The organism is Paenibacillus sp. NAIST15-1 (assembly GCF_001894745.1).
Taxonomy (GTDB): Bacteria; Bacillota; Bacilli; order Paenibacillales; family Paenibacillaceae; genus Paenibacillus_B; species Paenibacillus_B suaedae.
In genome coordinates this window covers 241,743-261,874 of the sequence record NZ_BBYF01000002.1, presented here as the reverse complement: position 1 = coordinate 261,874, position 20,132 = coordinate 241,743, and the positions used below count along the sequence as shown (strand labels likewise).

Annotated in this window: 20 protein-coding genes and 1 pseudogene; 6 read left to right on the top strand and 15 right to left on the bottom strand. The window is 47.4% G+C overall.

Translation table 11 applies throughout. The annotated features are described in order from the left end of the window. Positions 1 to 101 precede the first annotated feature (101 nt). The 3 genes from PBN151_RS04835 to PBN151_RS04825 all read right to left on the bottom strand — a co-directional run bounded on the left by PBN151_RS04835 (position 102) and on the right by PBN151_RS04825 (position 2,636). Positions 102 to 1,289, bottom strand: coding sequence for a phosphopentomutase (locus PBN151_RS04835; protein ID WP_072727916.1), 1,188 nt, complete (start codon positions 1,287 to 1,289; stop codon positions 102 to 104). 63 nt (positions 1,290 to 1,352) lie between these two features. Continuing rightward, complete coding sequence (locus PBN151_RS04830; RefSeq protein WP_072727915.1) at positions 1,353 to 2,282, bottom strand: tyrosine recombinase; 930 nt, start codon at positions 2,280 to 2,282, stop codon at positions 1,353 to 1,355. A 108-nt stretch (positions 2,283 to 2,390) separates the two neighbouring features. Continuing rightward, a complete protein-coding gene (locus tag PBN151_RS04825; RefSeq protein WP_227774397.1) occupies positions 2,391 to 2,636 on the bottom strand; it encodes a DUF4227 family protein in 246 nt (81 codons plus the stop codon). Positions 2,637 to 2,839: 203 nt separating this feature from the next. On the opposite strand from PBN151_RS04825, the gene PBN151_RS04820 reads away from it, so the two are divergent. Next, positions 2,840 to 4,270, top strand: coding sequence for a S8 family peptidase (locus tag PBN151_RS04820; RefSeq protein WP_072727914.1), 1,431 nt, complete (start codon positions 2,840 to 2,842; stop codon positions 4,268 to 4,270). Positions 4,271 to 4,394: 124 nt separating this feature from the next. Here the strand turns inward: PBN151_RS04820 and fur are convergent, their stop codons facing one another. The 4 genes from fur to PBN151_RS04800 all read right to left on the bottom strand — a co-directional run bounded on the left by fur (position 4,395) and on the right by PBN151_RS04800 (position 7,539). After that, positions 4,395 to 4,856: a ferric iron uptake transcriptional regulator gene (gene fur, locus PBN151_RS04815; protein ID WP_065290817.1), complete on the bottom strand. Its 462-nt coding sequence runs from the start codon at positions 4,854 to 4,856 to the stop codon at positions 4,395 to 4,397. Between the two features lie 125 nt (positions 4,857 to 4,981). Further along, positions 4,982 to 5,623, bottom strand: coding sequence for a stage II sporulation protein M (gene spoIIM / locus PBN151_RS04810; protein WP_072728491.1), 642 nt, complete (start codon positions 5,621 to 5,623; stop codon positions 4,982 to 4,984). An 85-nt stretch (positions 5,624 to 5,708) separates the two neighbouring features. Further along, positions 5,709 to 6,953, bottom strand: coding sequence for an endonuclease Q family protein (locus PBN151_RS04805; RefSeq protein WP_072727913.1), 1,245 nt, complete (start codon positions 6,951 to 6,953; stop codon positions 5,709 to 5,711). A 4-nt stretch (positions 6,954 to 6,957) separates the two neighbouring features. Continuing rightward, positions 6,958 to 7,539: an NUDIX domain-containing protein gene (locus tag PBN151_RS04800; RefSeq protein WP_065290815.1), complete on the bottom strand. Its 582-nt coding sequence runs from the start codon at positions 7,537 to 7,539 to the stop codon at positions 6,958 to 6,960. Between the two features lie 95 nt (positions 7,540 to 7,634). Here PBN151_RS04800 and PBN151_RS30995 point away from each other — a divergent pair, with 95 nt between their 5' ends. Further along, a complete protein-coding gene (locus PBN151_RS30995) occupies positions 7,635 to 7,793 on the top strand; it encodes a hypothetical protein (RefSeq protein ID WP_174810645.1) in 159 nt (52 codons plus the stop codon). Positions 7,794 to 8,009: 216 nt separating this feature from the next. Here the strand turns inward: PBN151_RS30995 and PBN151_RS04795 are convergent, their stop codons facing one another. Further along, positions 8,010 to 9,140 (bottom strand): M20/M25/M40 family metallo-hydrolase, encoded by a 1,131-nt coding sequence (locus PBN151_RS04795; protein WP_072727912.1) that lies wholly within the window; start codon positions 9,138 to 9,140, stop codon positions 8,010 to 8,012. Positions 9,141 to 9,221: 81 nt separating this feature from the next. On the opposite strand from PBN151_RS04795, the gene prli42 reads away from it, so the two are divergent. Next, on the top strand, positions 9,222 to 9,323 hold the full coding sequence (gene prli42, locus PBN151_RS30615) for a stressosome-associated protein Prli42 (protein WP_005546772.1): 102 nt from the start codon (positions 9,222 to 9,224) through the stop codon (positions 9,321 to 9,323). 120 nt (positions 9,324 to 9,443) lie between these two features. Here the strand turns inward: prli42 and lipB are convergent, their stop codons facing one another. The 5 genes from lipB to lpdA form a co-directional block, all read right to left on the bottom strand. Continuing rightward, on the bottom strand, positions 9,444 to 10,160 hold the full coding sequence (gene lipB, locus PBN151_RS04790; protein WP_036590568.1) for a lipoyl(octanoyl) transferase LipB: 717 nt from the start codon (positions 10,158 to 10,160) through the stop codon (positions 9,444 to 9,446). Positions 10,161 to 10,201: 41 nt separating this feature from the next. Next, positions 10,202 to 11,584: a dihydrolipoamide acetyltransferase family protein gene (locus PBN151_RS04785; protein WP_072727911.1), complete on the bottom strand. Its 1,383-nt coding sequence runs from the start codon at positions 11,582 to 11,584 to the stop codon at positions 10,202 to 10,204. A gap of 93 nt (positions 11,585 to 11,677) precedes the next feature. Then, positions 11,678 to 12,661, bottom strand: coding sequence for an alpha-ketoacid dehydrogenase subunit beta (locus tag PBN151_RS04780; RefSeq protein WP_072727910.1), 984 nt, complete (start codon positions 12,659 to 12,661; stop codon positions 11,678 to 11,680). After that, positions 12,652 to 13,683, bottom strand: coding sequence for a thiamine pyrophosphate-dependent dehydrogenase E1 component subunit alpha (locus tag PBN151_RS04775; RefSeq protein ID WP_072727909.1), 1,032 nt, complete (start codon positions 13,681 to 13,683; stop codon positions 12,652 to 12,654). The genes PBN151_RS04780 and PBN151_RS04775 overlap by 10 nt, the downstream gene beginning before the upstream one ends. 187 nt (positions 13,684 to 13,870) lie before the next feature. Next, positions 13,871 to 15,298: a dihydrolipoyl dehydrogenase gene (gene lpdA / locus PBN151_RS04770; protein ID WP_072727908.1), complete on the bottom strand. Its 1,428-nt coding sequence runs from the start codon at positions 15,296 to 15,298 to the stop codon at positions 13,871 to 13,873. Between the two features lie 178 nt (positions 15,299 to 15,476). On the opposite strand from lpdA, the gene PBN151_RS04765 reads away from it, so the two are divergent. Further along, entirely contained in the window at positions 15,477 to 15,812 is a 336-nt protein-coding gene (locus tag PBN151_RS04765) for a DUF2627 domain-containing protein (protein ID WP_072727907.1), read from the top strand. Between the two features lie 486 nt (positions 15,813 to 16,298). On the opposite strand, the pseudogene PBN151_RS04760 reads toward PBN151_RS04765, so the two are convergent. Then, a pseudogene (locus PBN151_RS04760) lies at positions 16,299 to 17,453 on the bottom strand (VanZ family protein); the annotation flags it as partial. 213 nt (positions 17,454 to 17,666) lie between these two features. On the opposite strand from PBN151_RS04760, the gene PBN151_RS32240 reads away from it, so the two are divergent. Next, positions 17,667 to 17,792 (top strand): hypothetical protein, encoded by a 126-nt coding sequence (locus PBN151_RS32240; RefSeq protein WP_265332074.1) that lies wholly within the window; start codon positions 17,667 to 17,669, stop codon positions 17,790 to 17,792. A 22-nt stretch (positions 17,793 to 17,814) separates the two neighbouring features. Continuing rightward, positions 17,815 to 18,114, top strand: coding sequence for a hypothetical protein (locus PBN151_RS04755; protein ID WP_021252961.1), 300 nt, complete (start codon positions 17,815 to 17,817; stop codon positions 18,112 to 18,114). Between the two features lie 151 nt (positions 18,115 to 18,265). Here PBN151_RS04755 and PBN151_RS04750 read toward each other — a convergent pair whose 3' ends face one another. Next, the gene (locus PBN151_RS04750) at positions 18,266 to 20,122 is read right to left on the bottom strand and encodes a DUF4352 domain-containing protein (RefSeq protein ID WP_072727905.1); all 1,857 of its coding nucleotides are present in this window, start codon (positions 20,120 to 20,122) and stop codon (positions 18,266 to 18,268) included. Positions 20,123 to 20,132: the final 10 nt, after the last annotated feature.

Here is a 20,132-nt window from a genome sequence, read left to right as displayed (position 1 = left end):
ATTTCCCCCATTCATCATTGTCCGATCAGAATCGATCGGTTGTAACATCGTCTTCATCATGCTTTTCAAAATGTGTTGTTCCCCATTGTTGCCCATACCCTTTACAGTTCATGCAAAAAGCTAGTGCCTACTTGAGGTTGGCCTGCTCGGAAATTATCTGCGATCGTAGCACCCAAATCCGCATATGTGGTACGAACCCCAAGTGATTGCCCCGCATGCAGGGAAGGGCTGTACAGCAGAAGTGGAACATACTCCCTCGTATGATCGGTACCCGTATGTGTCGGATCATTGCCATGATCTGCCGTAATGACTAATAAATCATCCGGCCCGATTCTATCCATCATCTTAGGTAGGGCGGCGTCGAACTCCTCCAATGCCTTCGCATACCCTGCCGGATCACGGCGATGTCCGTACAATGAATCGAAATCCACTAAGTTGACGAACAGCAGCCCTTCAAATGATTGATCTAGCAACTCGATCGTCGTGTCGATGCCATGTGCATTGCTCTTGGTTGGATAAGAAGCACTTATCCCTTCTCCCGAGAAGATATCATTAATTTTCCCCACCGAAATAACATCCTTGCCTGCCTGCTGCAGCAGGTTGAGCACGGTATTTGCCGGGGGCTTGATTGCATAATCATGGCGATTCGGCGTTCTTGTGAAGGCACCAGGCTTGCCAACATAAGGCCGTGCGATAACACGGCCGACAGTGTGCGGTTCACACAATGTCAGCTTCCGGGCGATCTCACAAGCACGATATAGCTCATCAAGTGGAATAATATCTTCATGCGCAGCAATTTGGAACACGCTGTCCGCAGATGTGTATACGATCCACGATCCAGTCGCCATCTGTTCCTCACCATACTCGTCAAGGATTTCGGTGCCTGATGCTGGCTTGTTGGCCAACACTTTGCGGCCCGTTTCTTGCTCGAATGCTTCAATCAGCTCTTGTGGGAATCCATTTGGATACGTATTGAAAGGTGAAGTAATGCGAAGACCCATCAGTTCCCAGTGACCGGTCATCGTATCTTTGCCGACTGAAATCTCCGCCATCTTGCCATATACGCCTTCTGGGCACTCTGCAGCCTTCAAGCTGCCAAGATCGGCGATATTGCCTAAGCCAAGGCGCTGTAAATTCGAAATTTTAATACTCGGTTTATGCTCTATGATATGTCCCAAGGTATGTGTACCCGCATCGCCAAATTGCGAAGCATCCGGCAGTTCCCCAATGCCAACACTGTCCAGAACAATAACTGCAATGCGTCCAAATTGCTTGCTCTCTCTATCCACGGTTACCACTCCTTCTCTTTCTTCGTCTTAGATTATGTTAAGGAGATTTGAACCATACTCCCGCTATTTCTTCTTCGCTCTTGGATGGGCGGAGGTATATACGTCCTTCATACTTGACTTTCTCATATGCTCCACATACCGCTGTGTGGTCGCAAGCTCTGCATGCCCGAGCATTTCTTGCACTGCCCGCACATCCGCGCCATTCGATAACATATGAACAGCGAACGAGTGCCGCAGCGTATGGGGCGCAATGGGAAAGGATAACTCCAACTCTTCTGCATATTTTTTGATCATTTTCCAGAAGCCTTGCCGTGACATCCTTTGTCCACGCACATTGACAAAGAGCGCATTATGCTCTGTAATCTCCAATCCATCAGCCTGTGAAGAGGAGGATAATAATTGAGGGCGTGCATCGTTCAAGTATCGTTCCAACGCTTCAACCGCAACCTGTCCGAGAGGCACAACACGCTCCTTGCCGCTCATGCAGCGCAGAAACCCCAGCTTAGGCTGAACATCCTCCATATTAAGCGACATAAGCTCCGACACTCGAACCCCTGTCGCATATAAAGTCTCCAGCATCGCCCGATCACGAATCCCTAACGGATTGCTCTCGTCAGGTAATGCCAGCAACCGCTCTGTATCTTGCAATGACAAGATCTCTGGCGCTTTGGAAGATGCCTTCGGGCGCTCTACTTCATAGGATGGATCCAGCTTCAAATTTCCTTCACGGATACAGAAATGGAAAAAGGATCGCAGTGAGGCCGCAATGCGCGCAATACTCGAGGCTGCACGTCCATCCCGCTTCAATTGATACATATAATGATTCACATGATACGCACGAATGTCGTCCACCATGCTCACATTGTCGGCGACTGATGCGATGAACATCTGTATATCACGCATATAGGCTTCTCGCGTATTCGAGGACACTCGCCGTTCATGTATTAAATAATCTCGGTATGCTTCCACCTGTTGTTCGATTAAGCCTGCCATCGTACTATACTCCTTACCTTGCGACTTTCACATCTGCAAATCTAAGCAACTGCTCTACAATAATTCAACAACACGAGTGTAAATCCCTTCCCTTGTCCGAACAGTTCGCTACTCGCCCAACCAATAGTACAACCGCAATCGTTCTGTGAACGTCATATGCTCTCTATCCAAGCCATCCTCCCAGCGGAAGACCTTAACTGCCTTGCCATGTGGCTCGCGGTACTTGTCCACTGGATAAATCCAGTCACTGACGGCCCCCATAATATAAGCAACCGCATAGGTCATCATGAGGAATAACGCCATAAACTTGATTCGTCTTAATAGAGCTCGCAAAGGCACTATCACACTGCTCATCCCCTTCCGCTGGGCAAGTTCGACTCTCCTGTAACATATGATGCCAAGCCTTAGGATATGCGGTTCTCTCCGTATTCCCTTTTGAAATTCGCTGCTAAAACATTTCACCGTTCTATATTTGTCTCATACGATACAACAAGGCATTCCATTCCACTAGTCTAAGAAGTTGCACAAATTCGTTTCGAACTGGAGGGCTAGCAAGCATGCGCACCTTATCACGCATGTTGAAGGCGGCTGTAAGCAGCCGTCCTCATCGTAAAGCTGTACGTAAAATGATCATTTTAAAAGACGAAAAAAGCTACAATGCATGCATACTCGAACTCAAAAAATTTGGCATTACCCCAGTAAAACAAGTAGGTTCAGCTAACATGCTGTGCTGTCATATGGACGGCAACCATCATGCCTTGCAGCGATTAAGGAAGCACCCCAGCGTCCGCAGAATTGAAACGGATGCGAGAGTAAGGGCACATATTTATCCCTTATCGTACTATCCTGCTAGTCAGATCCTGAATTCTGTTACAGCAGAACCTACTTCCAGCAAGCAAATTCCGTGGGGCGTCAAGCGTATACAGGCTCCAGAAGTATGGAAATCATCCCAGGGGAAGAGCATAAAGGTAGCCGTAGTCGACACAGGGATATCGGCTCATCCTGATCTCAATATTGCGGGTGGTGTGAACACGATTCGCAAGGGAGGTTCCTATAGAGACGATAATGGTCATGGAACACATGTAGCCGGGATTGTTGCTGCACTTGGAAACAGTGGTATGCAGTATGGCGTTGCCCCAGAGGTCATTCTGTATGCTGTAAAGGTACTGGATCAGTCTGGTGACGGATATGTGTCAGATATTGTGGAAGGGTTGGAATGGTGCATACGCAATAACATGGATGTCATCAATATGAGCTTAGGACTGAATGGCACCAGTGCATCGCTGCGCTCTATGGTCAAACGTGCTCATCGCAAGGGCATCGTGATCGTGTCCTCAGCTGGAAATGAAGGAAGAAACAGCGGTAAAATCGATCAGCCTGCCAGCTACCCGGAAGTCATCGCAGTAGCCGCCACTGACAAAAACAATCGCATTGCATCATTTAGCAGCCGCGGACGCGGAATTGATGTTGCTGCGCCCGGCAGCGATATTGTATCCACAAGCAATAAACAAGGATTCATCACAAATTCAGGAACATCTATGGCTGCCCCGCATGTATCAGGTACAGCTGCATTGCTGCTTGCTCACAACCGCAAGGTAAAACCTTCCCTTATTCGCAAGCTGCTCATGGATACTGCGAGGCCTCTGAACGGCTACTCTCGCCATTCACAAGGATCTGGCCTTATTCAAGCAGACCGCGCCTTCTCTTCACTCTCTATTGCCGCTCAGCAAGAAGCAGAAGCCAGCGAGGGTTTCGAATCAGCGCATTCGACTCCAGCCATCCCTATTCAGGCTGCAGCCGCTTCCCGACACAAACACAGGTCAAAGGTGCTGGTAATTCGTCGCCGCAATCGTCAACGTGCCGTCCGTCATTCTCAAGCTGTTGTCCCGCGGCATTCCTCCATCGGCGCCAAAAGCACCTCTGCCGCTCATCGCAAACGGCAAGTGCAGCGAAGAAGAAGGGTATCTACGAATCCTTCAATTATGTAATTGCTCAAGCAATAAAGCCTCGGCAGTCCTGCCGAGGCTTCCTCATCATATCCATCTTCATTCGCTGCTATCGACCTGCTGTCATAGCGTAGCGCCATTTCAATTCCCTGTTAAATGCTTGCGGTTATTCCGCCTGCTCTTCTGCTTGCTTCTCCCGACAATTCTTACAAATGCCTTGGAAATCCAAACGATGATCTACGACAGAAAATTGAAATTCTCGCTCCAAGCGCTCTTCCAATGGCCCAAGCCAATCCTCACGGATTTCTTGCATAGAGCCGCATTGGACACATATCAAATGGTGATGATGGTGCTTATTCGTATCACCGCGCAAATCATATCGTGCAACGCCATCGCCGAAGTTCATCTTCTCCACGACATGCAGCTCACTTAACAGTTCCAATGTACGATATACGGTGGCAAGACCGATTTCAGGCGCTTTCTCTTTCACGAGCATGAATACGTCCTCAGCACTAAGATGATCTTCTTCATTCTCGAGCAGGACGCGCACGGTTGCCTCGCGCTGTGGTGTCAGCTTGTACCCTTGGGATTGAAGTTGCTGCTTAATCTTCTCAATCCGCGCTTCCAATGGTCTCCCCCCTTGCCTGCCATCCACGTTTCATTTGTATCACTTCTATATATTATAGGGGGAGAACGCAAGCAGTGTCAAATGAATTGCACAAAGTCAATATTCTTGGTGTTGTCTATTCCTGATCACGTTGTCAATATTGGCACAACCCATCTCATTAGAAGAGGTGACACCCAAGTTGCAACAGCTGCAACTCCTGCCATTCCTACTAAGGATACAGATTGCAGTGTCATGAAGCGCTGCAGAGGCTCACGCAAGGATTGCATCCTAGGAACGAACAATCGATTTTTCAGAATATGCATGGCAAATACCATAGACGCAACGCTTGCAATCATCAGAAAAGGAATCGCAATAATATTATGCGGGGCGACTGATACTAATGCGAATAATACGCCTTTCCATGCATACTGACTGATGAGTGTCCCCACCGAGAATCCGATAAACACACCCTTCGCAAATACAAGTGCAAGCACAAGCGGAAATCCGATTATAGATATGCCAAGCAATGCAATTAATGCAATCCATTTGACGTAGAACATCGTCGAGTTCAAAAACGTCTCTCCACTATTCCCCACCTGATTAGAAGCAGCAGACTCTTGTCCCATTGTGGACACAAACTGACTCACATGGTTCCCGATATCCTGCTGTTGTTCCAATGTCAGTGCATTCACGAGCAAGGAACCAAATACAACGCCGACGAGGAAGAGAACGGACACGAAAATATATAAATGGAGCTGAGAGCGAAAAGAGTGAGCAATAGGCTTCATGGATGATGCCCCTTTCGAATAAGTTGAAGCGACGAATATCTCGTCCATCCAGCTTATGCTCATGCTCGTCCCTTTATGATTCGAACTATTCTCCTGTAATTACTTTGCCGTATGTGCCTCCGCCGCCGCTTTGTAGAGACAGCTGTCCGCTCCTAGCGAGCACAATAAGTTCTGCTGTAGCTTGTCCAACCACTTGCTTGAGTTCCTCCTCCGTTGCATGGTGCAGTACGTTCATCTCCGTTCCGAAATGCTCCAGCAGCTTGGCAAGCGTTCGCTTCCCTACACCAGGGATGAATTCAAGCGGAATCTGCATGCAATATGGTGGGCGATAAGCTGGAATCTCCGATTGTTCGCGATCTGCGATAGAACGTATCCGCTCAGATACACCACTGATGAACTTCGTTGAACCACATTCTGGACATCTTGGCTGTACCTGATTCGCGTGGGTATCTGTGATTTCTACGGAAGCAGTACTGTCTATAACGTGGCCACATTTCGCACAAGAAGTGCGATGATATTTACCAAGCCGCGGATTAAGACCATAATTGGCTGTAACCCCGCGTCCAGCTTCCCTACGCAAGGCCATTGCCCACTCCTTGAATGTTGGTGAAGCCATGACAAGTGCATTGTACTCCCTTGCAATTTTACTTAGTGAATGTGCATCTGAATTCGTCAGCAATGTAAATCGATCCAACTCAGAGATACATCCCGCCATTTCCGTATCAGCACTTAAGCCCAACTCCACAGCATCTATAATCTCCAGATCGAGCACATCTGCCATTCTGTCAGCACAGTTCCCATATATACTTTTAAAAGGTGTGAACACATGCGCAGGAACGAACAATCCGCCATATGCCGCAGTTTCTTCCTGCAGTGCTCGCCCTGGCAAGTACACACGCTGGGACGATAAACTCATGTTGGTGACATGAGGGGATAGCCAATTCGAGAATCGTTCCATTGCATGGATATTCGGCAAATAACACAGCACATGTGCAATGCCATATCCTTCTTCACGAATTTCGAGCTCGGTTCCTAGAAATATCGTGGTGTTCTTATACCGGATACCGCCATCCTGAAGTTCCTCCATCTCGCCTTTATCAAGAAGCGTTGCGATATCCCGCAGTACACCCGGCGCATGCGCATCAATGATGCCAATCAGATGAACCCCTTTGTGTTCGGAAGCTTCATGTGCTATTGCCTCGAAGGTCAAGTTGCGGCTCGCGCTGATTTTCACAGGCTGTCCTTCCGAGGTACTGCCTATATGAATATGGAAGTCACCATACATGGTATGCAACTCTTCATGCTGTCCACTTCTTGCTGCATTCTCCATTCGGTTATACCGGCCACTTTCCTGTTAGTTTGTAAATTTGCCATGCATACATCGCATTGATAGTCTTCGCATCGCTAATTCGCCCTGCGCGCATCGCAGCAAATGCTTCCTCTAGCGTCATCGCATCTACTTCCAAAAATTCATCTTCGTCCGTATGTGCTTCGCCGGCTATCAATTGATCTGCTGCGTACAAATGAATGATTTCATCCGCAAAACCAGGCGATGTATAGAATGAGCCTAATGGAATGAGATGATCTGTACGATAGCCTGTCTCCTCCGCAAGCTCACGCATTGCAGCTACGATTGGCTCTTCACCCGGATCAAGCTTGCCTGCTGGAATCTCAACCTGATTGCGCCCAAGAGGCTTGCGATACTGTTCAACAACAAGCATTTTATCCTCTTTGATCGCTAATACCGCAACAGCCCCTGGATGACGGACAATTTCCCTTGTTGCAGTCGAACCGTTAGGAAGCGTAACCGTATCTACCTGAAGCTTAATGATCTTCCCATCAAAAATAGGCTTCGTCTCTATTGTAACTTCTTCTAAGGGATTGCTTGCCCGTTCAGAACCTCGTTGCTCATTCATATATTCGTGCTCCTTTATGTACATATTTCCGTTCCGCTGAACATACCCATTATATCATTACGGCTTGTCCGATTCGATCCGGGAGTGATGAATGGATGCAACGCATATATCAAGCACAGGAAATGCTGTTAGTAGGCAAGAAGCAAGAAGTAATCGTCGAACTGCGTCGTCTCATGATGCGCCATGGTGGAAACACTCCACTGTCTCAGATATTGGACAACCAACCCGCCACTCGCAAATTATCGAGCAAATAGCTTACCTCTTGGCGGCTTCCGCTGTTCTGTCCTTACCATGCTTAATCCCCCTGCATCTTATGCACAATCGAACCGTTTCAAAACAATTAAGCCCTTGTTCATGAATGGTATCGAACAAGGGCTTCTCCTATGCAGCACAACTGCTGAGTATGATAATCATTTCATTCATTTCCTGCAATAATCATTCAGAAGCAAGCTGCATGTTTATTGCGTGCATTATACTTGTGCAGCTTGTTGAATAATCGCGACTACCAATTCACTCGTCTTCACCAGGTCGGATACGTGAATACGCTCCTTCGTCGTATGGATGTCCAAGTATCCTACTGCCAAGTTAACCGTAGGTACACCCATGCCGTTGAAGATATTTGCATCACTGCCGCCGCCTGAATGGAACAAGCGCGTCGTTGCGCCAATACTCTCAATAGCACGCTTAGCGAGCTGCACAACTTCATCTTTCTCTGTGAATTGGAATGCAGGGTACACGATGTCACTGTGGAACTCGGCTCTTGCTCCACATTCCTCTGCAGCACTCTCGAGCGCTTCCTTCATTGCCTTCACTTGAGCTTCAACCTTATGCTGTACGATACTGCGTGCTTCCGCATGCAGCTTCACATAGTCGCATACAATGTTCGTCGCTCCACCGCCTTCGAATTTGCCGATGTTCGCAGTCGTTTCGTGGTCAACACGTCCAAGCGGCATACGGGAGATCGCTTTGCTGGCAACTTGAATTGCACTGATGCCATCTTCCGGATTCACACCTGCATGCGCGGACTTACCGAACACTTCCATTGTAATTTTCGCTTGCGTAGGAGCCGCAACTGCAATTGCTCCAATCTCACCATTTGAGTCCAGCGCATAACCGAAGTCAGCCTGCAAGTGGCTGCTGTCCATTGCACGAGCACCTACAAGGCCGGATTCCTCACCTACTGTAATGATAAACTGGATCGAACCGTGTGGTGTATTCGATTCTTGAATGAGTCGGATCGCTTCGAACATAGCAGCAAGGCCTGCCTTGTCGTCTGATCCAAGAATCGTCGTACCGTCACTGCGGATATATCCATCTTCGCCAAGCTGCGGCTTAATGCCATTGCCCGGTGTAACAGTATCCATATGGGAGGTGAAGAACAAACGCTTTGCGCTCTCTTGACCTTCTGTTGCTGGCCAGTTCACAATCAGGTTTCCTGCTCCATGTCCCGTTGCAGACATTGTATCATCTTCCGTTACTTGGAGGCCAAGTGCCTCGAACTGCTGTTTCAACGCATCACAGATCGCACGTTCGTTTTTCGTCTCACTATCAATTTGAACCAATTCCATAAAGTGCTTTACAAGTCTTTCCTGTTGAACCATATCTCTTTCCTCCAAACGTTTATTTAAGGTACAATAGAGAATAACTCATGATCTTATTGATGAAAGGAGTTCTCTGTTCTTATGCAATCCAAACGATGGTTTAAAATCATTATATATGTCATGCTCGCCGCGATGCTCGCATCCACCGTGCTTGTGATTGTCGAGCCATTTATATATGGCTAGTGCTTCAAGCTGATCCATGCTAGGGGTACCTAGCTGCATCTCATCTTGCAACCACATAAGCAGAGCAGCTACGGGACAAGCCATGCGAGCAATCGCATGGCTTGAACTTATTGCGGCCTCCTAAACCAACAGCGAAGTGTCAAGCTTGGCCGCTTCGAATCCGAAAACATGAATAAGATGAGGCAGCAGCAATTGGCCTACTTGCTCCACTGTGAAGGTTTGACCTGTGCAATCCTCCAGTGATGTTACCCCATACTCGCTAATTCCACACGGAATAATGCCTGAGAACCCTTCATGCTGGATGCCGCTCTTCACATTGAGTGCAAAGCCATGGCTGGTTACGAAGCCACGACGGCGTCTGCATTTATTGAATTTCACACCTATCGCAGCTATCTTAACATTGCCAACCCACACACCGGTATACTCTGGCTTGCGGCTTCCGATTACACCGAATGTCGCAAGAAATTGAATAATCGCTTCTTCCAATGATCGCAAATACCCGTGAAGATCAAGCTGTGGCCCATCCAATAGCACTAACGGATAACCAACCAGCTGTCCTGGACCGTGATATGTAATATCCCCGCCACGATCAATCTCGTACAGTGCAATTCCTTGTCTCTCCAGTTCTTCCTTGCTTAGCAGCAAATGCTCCGGGTGGCGCTGTGAACCGATTGTATACGTAGGAGGGTGCTCCAATAGCAGCAGCGTATCTTCTCTCGTACCACCATCAATGGCGTGAACGAGTTCCTTCTGCATATCCCATGCTGCGCCATAATCGACACGCCCCATATGGGTTACACGAAGAGCCTTATCCGCTTTGTTCCATTCATTATTCATTGTCATCACGCTTTCTTCCGTCGATTCGTGCTAATTCTATTTTAATACACTTTCGTGTCCAATGAGAAGCTTTCGAGATTTTCTTTCACGCGTTGTAAAAATCTACCGCAAATTACGCCATCTAATATCCGGTGATCCAACGACAGACACATATTCGCCATCGAGCGGACGGCAATCATGTCATTAATCACAACAGGCTTCTTCACGATCGATTCAAAGGTAAGAATGGCAGCCTGCGGATAATTAATGATCGGATAAGACAGGATGGAGCCGAACGACCCCGTATTATTCACGGTAAATGTCCCACCCTGCATATCATTCGGAGACAAAGTTCCCTCTCTTGTCTTCCGTGCCAGCTCATCAATCTCTCGTGCCAACCCTGCAATGTTCTTCTGATCAGCCTTCTTAATGACAGGCGTTAATACAGAATCTTCTGTACCTACAGCCAAAGACAAGTTTATGTCGCGCTTCACGATAATCTTATCGACAGCCCACACCGAGTTCATAATCGGATAATCCTTGATCGCATTGACGATCGCCTTCAGCACGAATGCCAAATAAGTCAGGTTAATGCCTTCCTTGCGCTTGAATTCATCCTTAATCTTGTTGCGAAGCTGTACAAGATTCGTAACGTCGACTTCAATTGTCGTCCAAGCATGCGGAATTTCAGAGACGCTCTGGCGCATACGCGTTGCGATAGTATGCCGAATCGGTGTGACGTCAATGAAGGTCTCTCCATTGCCAGCTTGTGTTCTTCCTTCTATTTCAATCGAAGGAATGCGCGGCGTTTCTGTAAGATGAAGTCCGGTGTTGCGCACATGCCCGCTTGCATGCTGCACCGCACTTGGTTGCGGGGCTGCACTTGCTCCACCAGCTATTTCTATACCAGTCGATGAGGCTGGTGCATTGCCAGCTGTAGCAGCACTTGATGGTGTTACTACGGTTTCTCCACCAGCTTCAATTGCAGCCATTACATCTTTGCGTGTAATGCGGCCGCCCAATCCAGAACCAGCCACTCGCTGCAAATCAATTCCGTGCTCCTGCGCAAGTCGCTGCACGGCGGGTGAATACCGATTGCGCATATCCTGCCCCGTTTGATTTACTGAAGCATCCGCTGAATGGCCCTGATTCTGCTCAGAGGCACCTGCAGCTGACGATGGCACAGATGCAGCAGCTTGTGACTGAACACGGCAGATCACCGTGCCTACCGCAACGGTTTCGCCTTCATGCGCCACAATTTCTTGCATAATGCCTGCTTCTGTTGCCGGCAATTCAGCTACGACCTTATCTGTAATCACTTCACAAATCGGTTCATACGCATCAAAGGTCTCCCCTGGACGTTTCAGCCATTTGCCGATAGTCGCCTGTACAAGGGATTCTGCCAACTGCGGCATCAATACTTCTGTTCCCTGATTTGAAGACATCGTTTTCACACTCCCGTTCTGTACGGTCGAAGGAGAAGTTCCGTCATAAGCTGTGCCATGTCTCTCTCCTCCTTCATACCGTCTGCCATTCGATTAGAAGATCGCCAATTGGCGCATCGCTTCCTTCACTTTGTCCTTATTCAGCATGAAGAATTTCTCCATCGGAGGACTATAAGGCATTGCAGGCACATCCGGTCCGCACAGACGTTGAATCGGCGCATCGAGATCATAGAGCAGCTCTTCTGCAATGATTGCCGCTACCTCTGCCCCGACGCCGCCAGTCTTGTTGTCCTCATGAATAATCAGCACTTTGCCGGTCTTCGAGACAGCTTCAAGTATCGCTGTTCGATCAAGCGGTTGAATCGTACGCAAGTCCAGTACATGTGCGCTGATGCCTTCCTTCGCCAATTCTTCCGCAGCTTGCAATGCATAATGGACTGGCAAACTGTAAGCAATAACTGTTATATCCGTTCCTTCACGAACCACTTTCGCTTCACCAATCGGTACTACGTAGTCCTCAACTGGAACCTCTCCCAAGATCATTCGGTAGCACTTCTTATTCTCGAAGAAGATAACCGGATCAGGATCACGAACTGCCGCCTTCAGCAGGCCCTTGGCATCATATGCCGTTGCAGGAGCAACTATCTTTAGACCTGGTGTCCCGAAGAATACAGATTCCGGGCATTGTGAATGGTACAACCCCCCTGCAACACCACCGCCAATTGGGGCGCGTATCACAAGTGGACAGGTCCAGTCATTGTTTGAACGATATCTAATCTTAGCGGCCTCACTAATGATTTGGTTCGTTGCTGGGAACATGAAGTCTGAATACTGCATCTCAGCAATTGGCTTCATTCCTACCATTGCAGCTCCAATTGCAACGCCGGCAATGGCCGACTCTGCAAGCGGGGTATCTAACGATCTAGCTTCGCCAAATTGTTCATACAGCCCCTTGGTTGTTGTGAAGACGCCACCTTTGACCCCGACATCCTCACCGAGCACGAATACATTGCTGTCTCGTTCCATCTCTTCCTTCATTGCAAGTCGAATTGCGTCAATATACTCTATTACTGCCATGTTCCCTGACCCTCCTCCGCGTAGACATGCTTCAGTGCTTCTTCCCCTTGCGGGAACGGCGCCTGTTCACCATATGCGGTTGCGTCATCGAGCACAGCTTTCAGTTCAGTGCGCAGAGCTGCATCTTCATCTTCAGACCAGATGCCGCATTCAATCAGATAGGCCTTGAATCGAGGAAGACCATCCTTATTCCGGTGCTCCTCCACTTCTTCCTTCGTACGATATACCATGTCATTATCCGCAGTTGAATGGGGAGACAAGCGATACATGACTGCTTCTACCAACGTAGGCCCCTCACCTCGGACAGCACGTTCACGCGCTTCCTTCATAACCCGATACACTTCTAACACATCACAGCCATCAACCTGAACCCCTGGGAAGCCATAACCCAAAGCCCGATCACATACGCGACCTGCAATTTGCTTCGCAATCGGAACAGAGATGGCATATTGATTGTTCTCTACCATAATGATGGTTGGCAGCTTATGAACTCCTGCGAAGTTGCAGCCCTCATGGAAATCTCCCTGGTTGCTGGAACCTTCTCCAAGCGTCACAAATGATACAGAATCTTCATTGCGCATCTTCGCTGCCAGAGCTATGCCTACCGCATGTGGAACCTGTGTCGTTACCGGACTAGAGCCGGTTACGATACGCAGCCGCTTGCAGCCGAAATGACCTGGCATTTGGCGCCCACCGCTGTTCGGATCGCCCGCTTTGCCGAACAAGGCGAGCATTAGTTCACGTACAGTCATACCAACCGACATGACAAATCCATAATCTCGGTAATAAGGCAGGAAGTAATCTTTCTGATGATCGAGCGCAAAAGCCGCGCCAATTTGCGCTGCTTCTTGGCCTATGCCTGATACGTGAAAGTTGATTTTACCGGCACGCTGCAGCAGCAGCGCACGTTCATCGTACATGCGTGCAAGAAGCATCATGCGGTACATTTCCTGTGCCTGCTTATGGGTTAGGCCAAGCTCTTCATGTCTCGTCTGCTGACGAGTCGTCATATCTGGTGTCATGGAGTCATCCTCCTTTATTATCGCAAAAATCGTTCTTCGACCCTTGTACAGAGAAGCTTCATAGCTATCCTGCACACAAGTCAATGAACAGTGGTCAGTAATCTAATACCAGGTACTAAGACTAGAGTCTAAAAACTATTATACTCTGAACATTCCCAAAAGAAAACGTCAGACTATTCTCATCCCCTTATAGATTCAACGCATGACCATCAACAGCAAGCATTGCCTCGCCCATAATCTCGCTTAATGAAGGATGCGGATGAATAACTTCGCCTACTTCCCATGGTGTTGCATCAAGCCATTGTGCAACTGCTGCCTCGCCTATCAGTTCCGTAGCATGAGGCCCGACAATGTGAACCCCAAGTAAATCATTGGTATCCGCATTTGCAATTATTTTCACGAATCCTGTCGTATCACCCTGTACAATTGCCTTGCCTATTGCTTGAAACGGAACTTTGCTCGTCTTAATCGAATATCCCGCTTCAACTGCTTCCTTCTCCGTCCAACCGATGGATGCCGTTTCTGGCGCTGTATAGATGCAGCGAGGTATACGGTGGGAATCGATCCCCGAATCTGCCTCGCCACATATGTGGCGAACTGCAAGTATTCCTTCTGCAGATGCTGCATGAGCAAGCTGTAATCCCCCAACAACATCGCCAATCGCATATATATGAGACTCATTTGTTTGCATAAATTCGTTAACGATAATTCGACCATTGCCGAATTCAATGCCCGCATTTTCCAGCCCAATGTTCTCGATATTGGCCTGCCTTCCAATACATACGAGCAGCTTGTCTGCATTTATGTCCATCGCTTGTCCGTTCGAGACAATCTCGAGCTTCACTTCTCCTGTGTCCGGATCTATCTGAACCTTCTCCGGTTCAACAATTGCTTGTGTATGTATTCGCGCACCACGCTTCGCCAATTGACGCTGAAGTTCGGTTGAGACGTCCTTATCTTCCTGTGGAACAAGATGAGCAGCAGACTCAATGACATTCACTTCAACACCGAAGTCTGTCAGCATGGAAGCCCATTCTACCCCAATGACTCCGCCCCCTAGAATCGCCACTCGCTTCGGCAGCTCTGTCCATTCCAGCGCCTCATCAGTCGTAACAACAGATGGGTGATCTACTGGAAGTCCCGGCAAAATGCGCGGACGTGATCCTGTTGCAATGATGACATGGTTCGGCACGATTGTGATCGCTTCTCCCTCTTCACATTCTACCGCGACTGAGCCGCTTCTCGGTGAAAAGATGGAAGGACCCATAATCCGTCCCACTCCATGAATGACTTCAATTTTGTGCTTCTTCATCAGAAATTGCACACCTTTATGAAGCTGATCTACAACCTTCTGCTTGCGAGCCTGAACCCGATCAAAGCGCAGCTTCCGTCCCTCAATCTCGATGCCGAAGGATGCGGCTTCTCCTGCCTGACGGTATATTTCAGCACTCCGAAGCAGAGCCTTGCTTGGGATGCATCCTCGATGCAAGCATGTTCCCCCCAGCTTCTCACGCTCAATGACAGCGACTGACTTGCCAGCCTGGGCTGCTGCAATTGCAGCGATATAACCTCCAGTTCCTCCACCCAGAATCGCAACATCTACTTGTTTTGTCATGCAAGCAACTCTCCTTTCGCGTTCATTTCCAATGGTTCTATTGTACTCTCTTTTCTTTGCGCAGCAAACATGACAACTGTCATCCTATTGGTTCTTAAGGAGAGGAAACATTAGACAAGTATGCGCAATCAAGGTAATATGAAGCTAACTTACATGACGTGAGCAGGTGAAGATCATAATGAAGCAAACACATGTTATCACTCGATTTATTGCGGTTCTGCTTCTGGTTATTCCAGGGGTAACCGCGACAAGCGGATTTCTGCTTATGAAAAATGCTGTGTTCGATTATGTGGTCGACCATGGCAATGATAAGCTGTCTGCTCCCGCATTCCAATGGCTGCCCTTCACCGCTGGTCTGCTTCTGTTCATTATTGGCGTGGGTTTCATAGGGGGATGGATATTTTATCGCGACCGCAAGCGCAACTACGTAGCGGCACGTTTCCGTGCAAAAAAAAGCCCCAAGCCACAATCCTTCCGTCCTAGTGCGGATGGCTCAGTAGAAGGCAAAGAGTAAGCCTAGATAAGTGTTGCTGGCGCATTAGGAGTAGACCTTCTGGTCAAATGATATTGTTTCGTACTGCATTTATTACCAATTTACTCTCGCATCCCGATTTAAATGAACGAAATTCCAAGAAGAAGGGCCTCTATGATCACAAATGTTGTGATGATTAGAGGCCCTTATTATTTGTAGTTATTCTTCTTTCTTCGCCAGCTTCTCCTTCAGACGAGCCAGCTCTTGATCAACCAAGTCGCGAGCATTGTTCGAACGTGCTGACCCTGTTGCCTGCGGAGCCTGCATAACCTGATTTTCAGGTGTCTCATCTGAATGCACTTCATGTCTGGATGGTACTGAGGTTGTCACGTCATCAACAACCAGCTCTTTGTTCAGGATGTCATCGTAGTTTGGTATAGAAGTGATTTCAGGCTCATTACCAACTGATTCATCCTGCGTAGAAGGAGCATAATGTTCATCTGCCATCTCTCGCCTCATTCGTTCTGGGATGGTAATCACATTACGAGTTCGGCTTATTTTTTCGTAAAATAGACGCTTATCTTTCTTGAAAAGATGCAGCATGAGGTGCAGGAAGAGTAAACCGTTGAAACCAAGCCACGCAATCACTACCAATATCATAACCAGCGAATCCATAGCCTCGTTGAACTTCAATACGTATCCAAGTACGTAATTGATGCCACCCACACCGAAATACAATAGACCGTATCGCTTCAGCAAACCGACAAATGTAATTCTGCAAAGGGAATCCTCTGCATCGTCCTGAACCAAGTGGATACGTGTTACCCATTTGCCGAAGGTTTTCCCATCCGTAAACGTTGGTATGAGTATAAAGTAAACGAAAATACCTGCTGCCAAATACAAGAAATTGAATTCACTCAGCTGGAAATTGCTATAGTTGTCTCCATATGCAATCGTACGGTATACAATGTATATGCAACCCATGATAATCGATAGCAATGTCATATCCAGCCACACCGCGATTCCTCTGCGAATGAATCCAACAGGCTTCTTGGCCAGATCTACATTATCATCGAGCTGGTGTGAACGAGGCAGTAAGTATGTGAATACTGGTGCCAGCAAAAATCCGATGCAGCCCCCTAGTGTATTCAATATCAAGTCATCCACATCGAACAACCGATATGGACAATCGTAGAACCCGTACAAGCCTGTTCGTTGCGTAATCTCAAAAAATAAAGAGACTAAAAATGCAATAACCGTCGTCTGCAAGAACGATCGTTGAAAATAGTAGCGCATATATACGCCAATCGGCAGAGTCAGCACCACATTGAATGCTGCCTGGAAAAAGGCTCTTTCCTTCAGCAGCTGCACATAGGTCGTTGGATGCGACCATTCAACACTAGACTCCTTCATAATATCGCGAACGAATTGGAATGGGCGCAGCTGCTCAAATACTGCACCTGCCCGATCCACACAATTGTGCACATTTTGCGGCAGCGGCAATATCACCAAGTAATAAGCAGAAATGAAATAGAGCAGCATGGAATAAAGCACCAAAGCGCGAACCTTATTGACATACCCGTATTTGCGATATTGCACGATTAAAAAAGGAAGCGTCAAGAGTAATGCTGCTATCGGGAACGTAAGAAAAGCAAATTTAATTGGAAATAGATACGCGTTCATCTGTAACCCTCTTTATCACTGTAGTCGCATTCGTAACTTTATCGATTAGACGATCAAAAGTCAACGAAATACACTGTATTTGCCACATTACATTTTTGTAAGCCAGTATTTTGGATGATTTACTGCCAGATTAGGCCGGACTGTTGGAACCTTTCCCCCTCATCCTGATTACAATAATCATGATAAAATACCGTGTTACCAAGGAGAATGAGCATGGCCGATGAAGATGAAAATAAACGACTGATACTTCTCATTGTGGTCATAGTTCTGTTCGTTGCCTATGCGTTTGGGATCATTCAAGGAACGGGGGCAGCTCCAGCAGAGACAATTGGAGAGTAATCTGATAAGAGGGTGAGTGGCTGTGTCCTTTTCAAAAAATAATAATAAAAAATCAAGTGGAAATGGAAACGGAAACTCTAAAAATAATAATAAGAAAAAAGCCAACTGCCCTAAACTAAGCATTGACCAAATTGCAGTTATTGCTGCATTATTAACCAATTCTCTGCAGGTTCAATCTGTTCTTGTCGATCGCGATCAAGCCGTTGAGGTATTGCTGGTTGGCTCTCTTCGCAAGAAAACCCAAATGGATAACCTGCTTAATCAAATAAGCGAGCTGTCTGTTGGTGATTTCCTAGAAAGTTTAAAACGATTTGGTGAATAGGGTTGTATTTCGCATTCGTAGACGTGGACAAGTTCGGGGGTTAAAGGAATGGATGTTGCCTTGACTCGATCTGTAACGATAAGAAAAGTGGGTTAGAGAAAATATAATTCTCTAACCCTCTCCTATCATAGTAGTTAATCTCTGGTCAAAATTAACTTCTTATCACTCTACCCAGGAACCGCTTTACCGGTCCATATGGCGTATCAAGCATTTCATAGAAGCTGACCGTGACAGGATAACTCAAGCCAAGCATATCAATGTTCTCAAAAATGATGTTCTGTTCTCCTTCCCTCAAGAGTGGCTCCTCAACAAGTGAGAACAGCTTGGATCCAAGCATCCGTCCGCTATGATCGGTTAGCTCCAGTTTGATTTTCGATAAGTTCGGCTCACTCATTACCTGCTTCGCCCGAATAATATTTAGTTTCAGTCTTAAGGCATACGAAGACGATTGAACCATGTCAGCTCCGCCCCGCAACCAGCTTCCGCCCCAATCATTAATTTTCAATTGGAATGGATACATATCAAACAGCAAGTCTCCAGTATTATCGTAACTCGTCTTGAAACGGAACGTATCCACAATGAAAGGATAGGTTTGTTCTTCTCGGTTGTCGACAACATGCAGCAGTAACTCCGGTTCCTTCGAGCCATCAGGGATCACGAACATGTGAGATTCAACTACAGCAGCGCTTGGAAGCAGTGATTTCTTATCCGTCTTGGCACCAAGTCGTTCCCCTCCAAATCGAGATCCATCCTTATCTTCCAGTTCGAATTGATAGGATGGGATCGTGATTGAGGAACTGCTCTTATTCTCGAATTTGAAACGGAGAAGAAGTGCTCTGAATCCTGCTTCCTTGTTCTCTAACAGCGTCTCTTCTTCCATTGAGACATTCAAGCCCTCTGGAAATAAATCCGTACTATCGCTGAAATTCAGCTTATCCCGCAGCTTATAATCGGTCGGTACAACCTGACTCGTTCCTCGATTCGGAATGTTAATATATAATCGCCCTACTTGATAGGTTGCAGCCTTGGTCGGATCGGCCGCCCCAGGAGGCAGGAACGATTCCGAGGTTAATAGCTTCAATCCTGTCAGCACCGTATTCGCACCTGTCTCTACAGCGTATCGCAGCGTTGCGCCCTCACCCGGCATGAGCGATTCAGGAGCCTTGCCCAGTTTTGTAGACTGATACAGATCGTTGTTCGACCATGCCGTCAATTTGATGTCTGGGACATTCTCGCGTATATTGTTCCTGTTTACGACACGGAAAGTGACCACATGAACCGTCTCCAGCTTTTGTTTGAACCGCTCGGCCACTTGCGCTGGCTTGCCTGAACTCTTCATGATGCTTACAGGCGTATACGTAAGCATTGATGAATCCGACAATGCTTGCAGTTGGAAGGATTGCCCCCATTCCTTAATCAAGGCGGGATCGGTAATTGGAGTATAGTCATTTTCCCATGCTGGCTGCACGACATCCATTACCGCAACGACTGTTTCCTTTTTCGGATATACCTCCCGATTAACTTCCTTCCAAATAAATCGTACAGGAGCCGCCATGTCATCTTCGACGACATGACTCATTAACCTCCACTCCACCACTTCGCCCTGAGACAGAACACGAGCACTGTTCTCGCTAGATATCATCGCATATTCCTTTTTGTTATCCATCAGTACATATAATTCATAATCAGGAAGACGGAGCTTTTTGCTAGAATTATTTTTGATTTTCATGGTGGCAGCAACTTGTTTCCCTTTGTCCGTTACGCTATTAATCACATTGGTTAGGTCAATCTGTAATCCAAACCTATTCTTCCAGTAGTCCTGAGCCTTCGGTATCTGCTTCTGAACTGGCTTCGCTTTCGCTGCGCTGGCAGGATGCGTAGTTTGATTAGCAGTATTAGCTGACTTGCTCCCATCTGTGGCAGCAGCGAGCGCCTCTGTCGGAAGAGTCCCAATGATTATTCCGCATAGAGCGGCAAAAGCCACGACCTGAATTGTTTTCTGTTTCAAATCTTGTCAA

What these genes read in the sequence shown, in the direction of transcription:
- PBN151_RS04830 (WP_072727915.1), bottom strand. Translation starts at nt 2,282, where the DNA reads ATGGCAGGCTTAATCGAACAACAGGTGGAAGCATACCGAGATTATTTA.
- PBN151_RS04825 (WP_227774397.1), bottom strand. Translation starts at nt 2,636, where the DNA reads ATGAGCAGTGTGATAGTGCCTTTGCGAGCTCTATTAAGACGAATCAAG.
- PBN151_RS04820 (WP_072727914.1), top strand. Translation starts at nt 2,840, where the DNA reads ATGCGCACCTTATCACGCATGTTGAAGGCGGCTGTAAGCAGCCGTCCT.
- spoIIM (WP_072728491.1), bottom strand. Translation starts at nt 5,623, where the DNA reads ATGAAGCCTATTGCTCACTCTTTTCGCTCTCAGCTCCATTTATATATT.
- PBN151_RS04805 (WP_072727913.1), bottom strand. Translation starts at nt 6,953, where the DNA reads ATGGAGAATGCAGCAAGAAGTGGACAGCATGAAGAGTTGCATACCATG.
- PBN151_RS04800 (WP_065290815.1), bottom strand. Translation starts at nt 7,539, where the DNA reads ATGAATGAGCAACGAGGTTCTGAACGGGCAAGCAATCCCTTAGAAGAA.
- PBN151_RS30995 (WP_174810645.1), top strand. Translation starts at nt 7,635, where the DNA reads ATGCAACGCATATATCAAGCACAGGAAATGCTGTTAGTAGGCAAGAAG.
- PBN151_RS04795 (WP_072727912.1), bottom strand. Translation starts at nt 9,140, where the DNA reads ATGGTTCAACAGGAAAGACTTGTAAAGCACTTTATGGAATTGGTTCAA.
- prli42 (WP_005546772.1), top strand. Translation starts at nt 9,222, where the DNA reads ATGCAATCCAAACGATGGTTTAAAATCATTATATATGTCATGCTCGCC.
- lipB (WP_036590568.1), bottom strand. Translation starts at nt 10,160, where the DNA reads ATGAATAATGAATGGAACAAAGCGGATAAGGCTCTTCGTGTAACCCAT.
- PBN151_RS04785 (WP_072727911.1), bottom strand. Translation starts at nt 11,584, where the DNA reads ATGTCTTCAAATCAGGGAACAGAAGTATTGATGCCGCAGTTGGCAGAA.
- PBN151_RS04780 (WP_072727910.1), bottom strand. Translation starts at nt 12,661, where the DNA reads ATGGCAGTAATAGAGTATATTGACGCAATTCGACTTGCAATGAAGGAA.
- PBN151_RS04775 (WP_072727909.1), bottom strand. Translation starts at nt 13,683, where the DNA reads ATGACACCAGATATGACGACTCGTCAGCAGACGAGACATGAAGAGCTT.
- lpdA (WP_072727908.1), bottom strand. Translation starts at nt 15,298, where the DNA reads ATGACAAAACAAGTAGATGTTGCGATTCTGGGTGGAGGAACTGGAGGT.
- PBN151_RS04765 (WP_072727907.1), top strand. Translation starts at nt 15,477, where the DNA reads ATGAAGCAAACACATGTTATCACTCGATTTATTGCGGTTCTGCTTCTG.
- PBN151_RS32240 (WP_265332074.1), top strand. Translation starts at nt 17,667, where the DNA reads ATGGCCGATGAAGATGAAAATAAACGACTGATACTTCTCATTGTGGTC.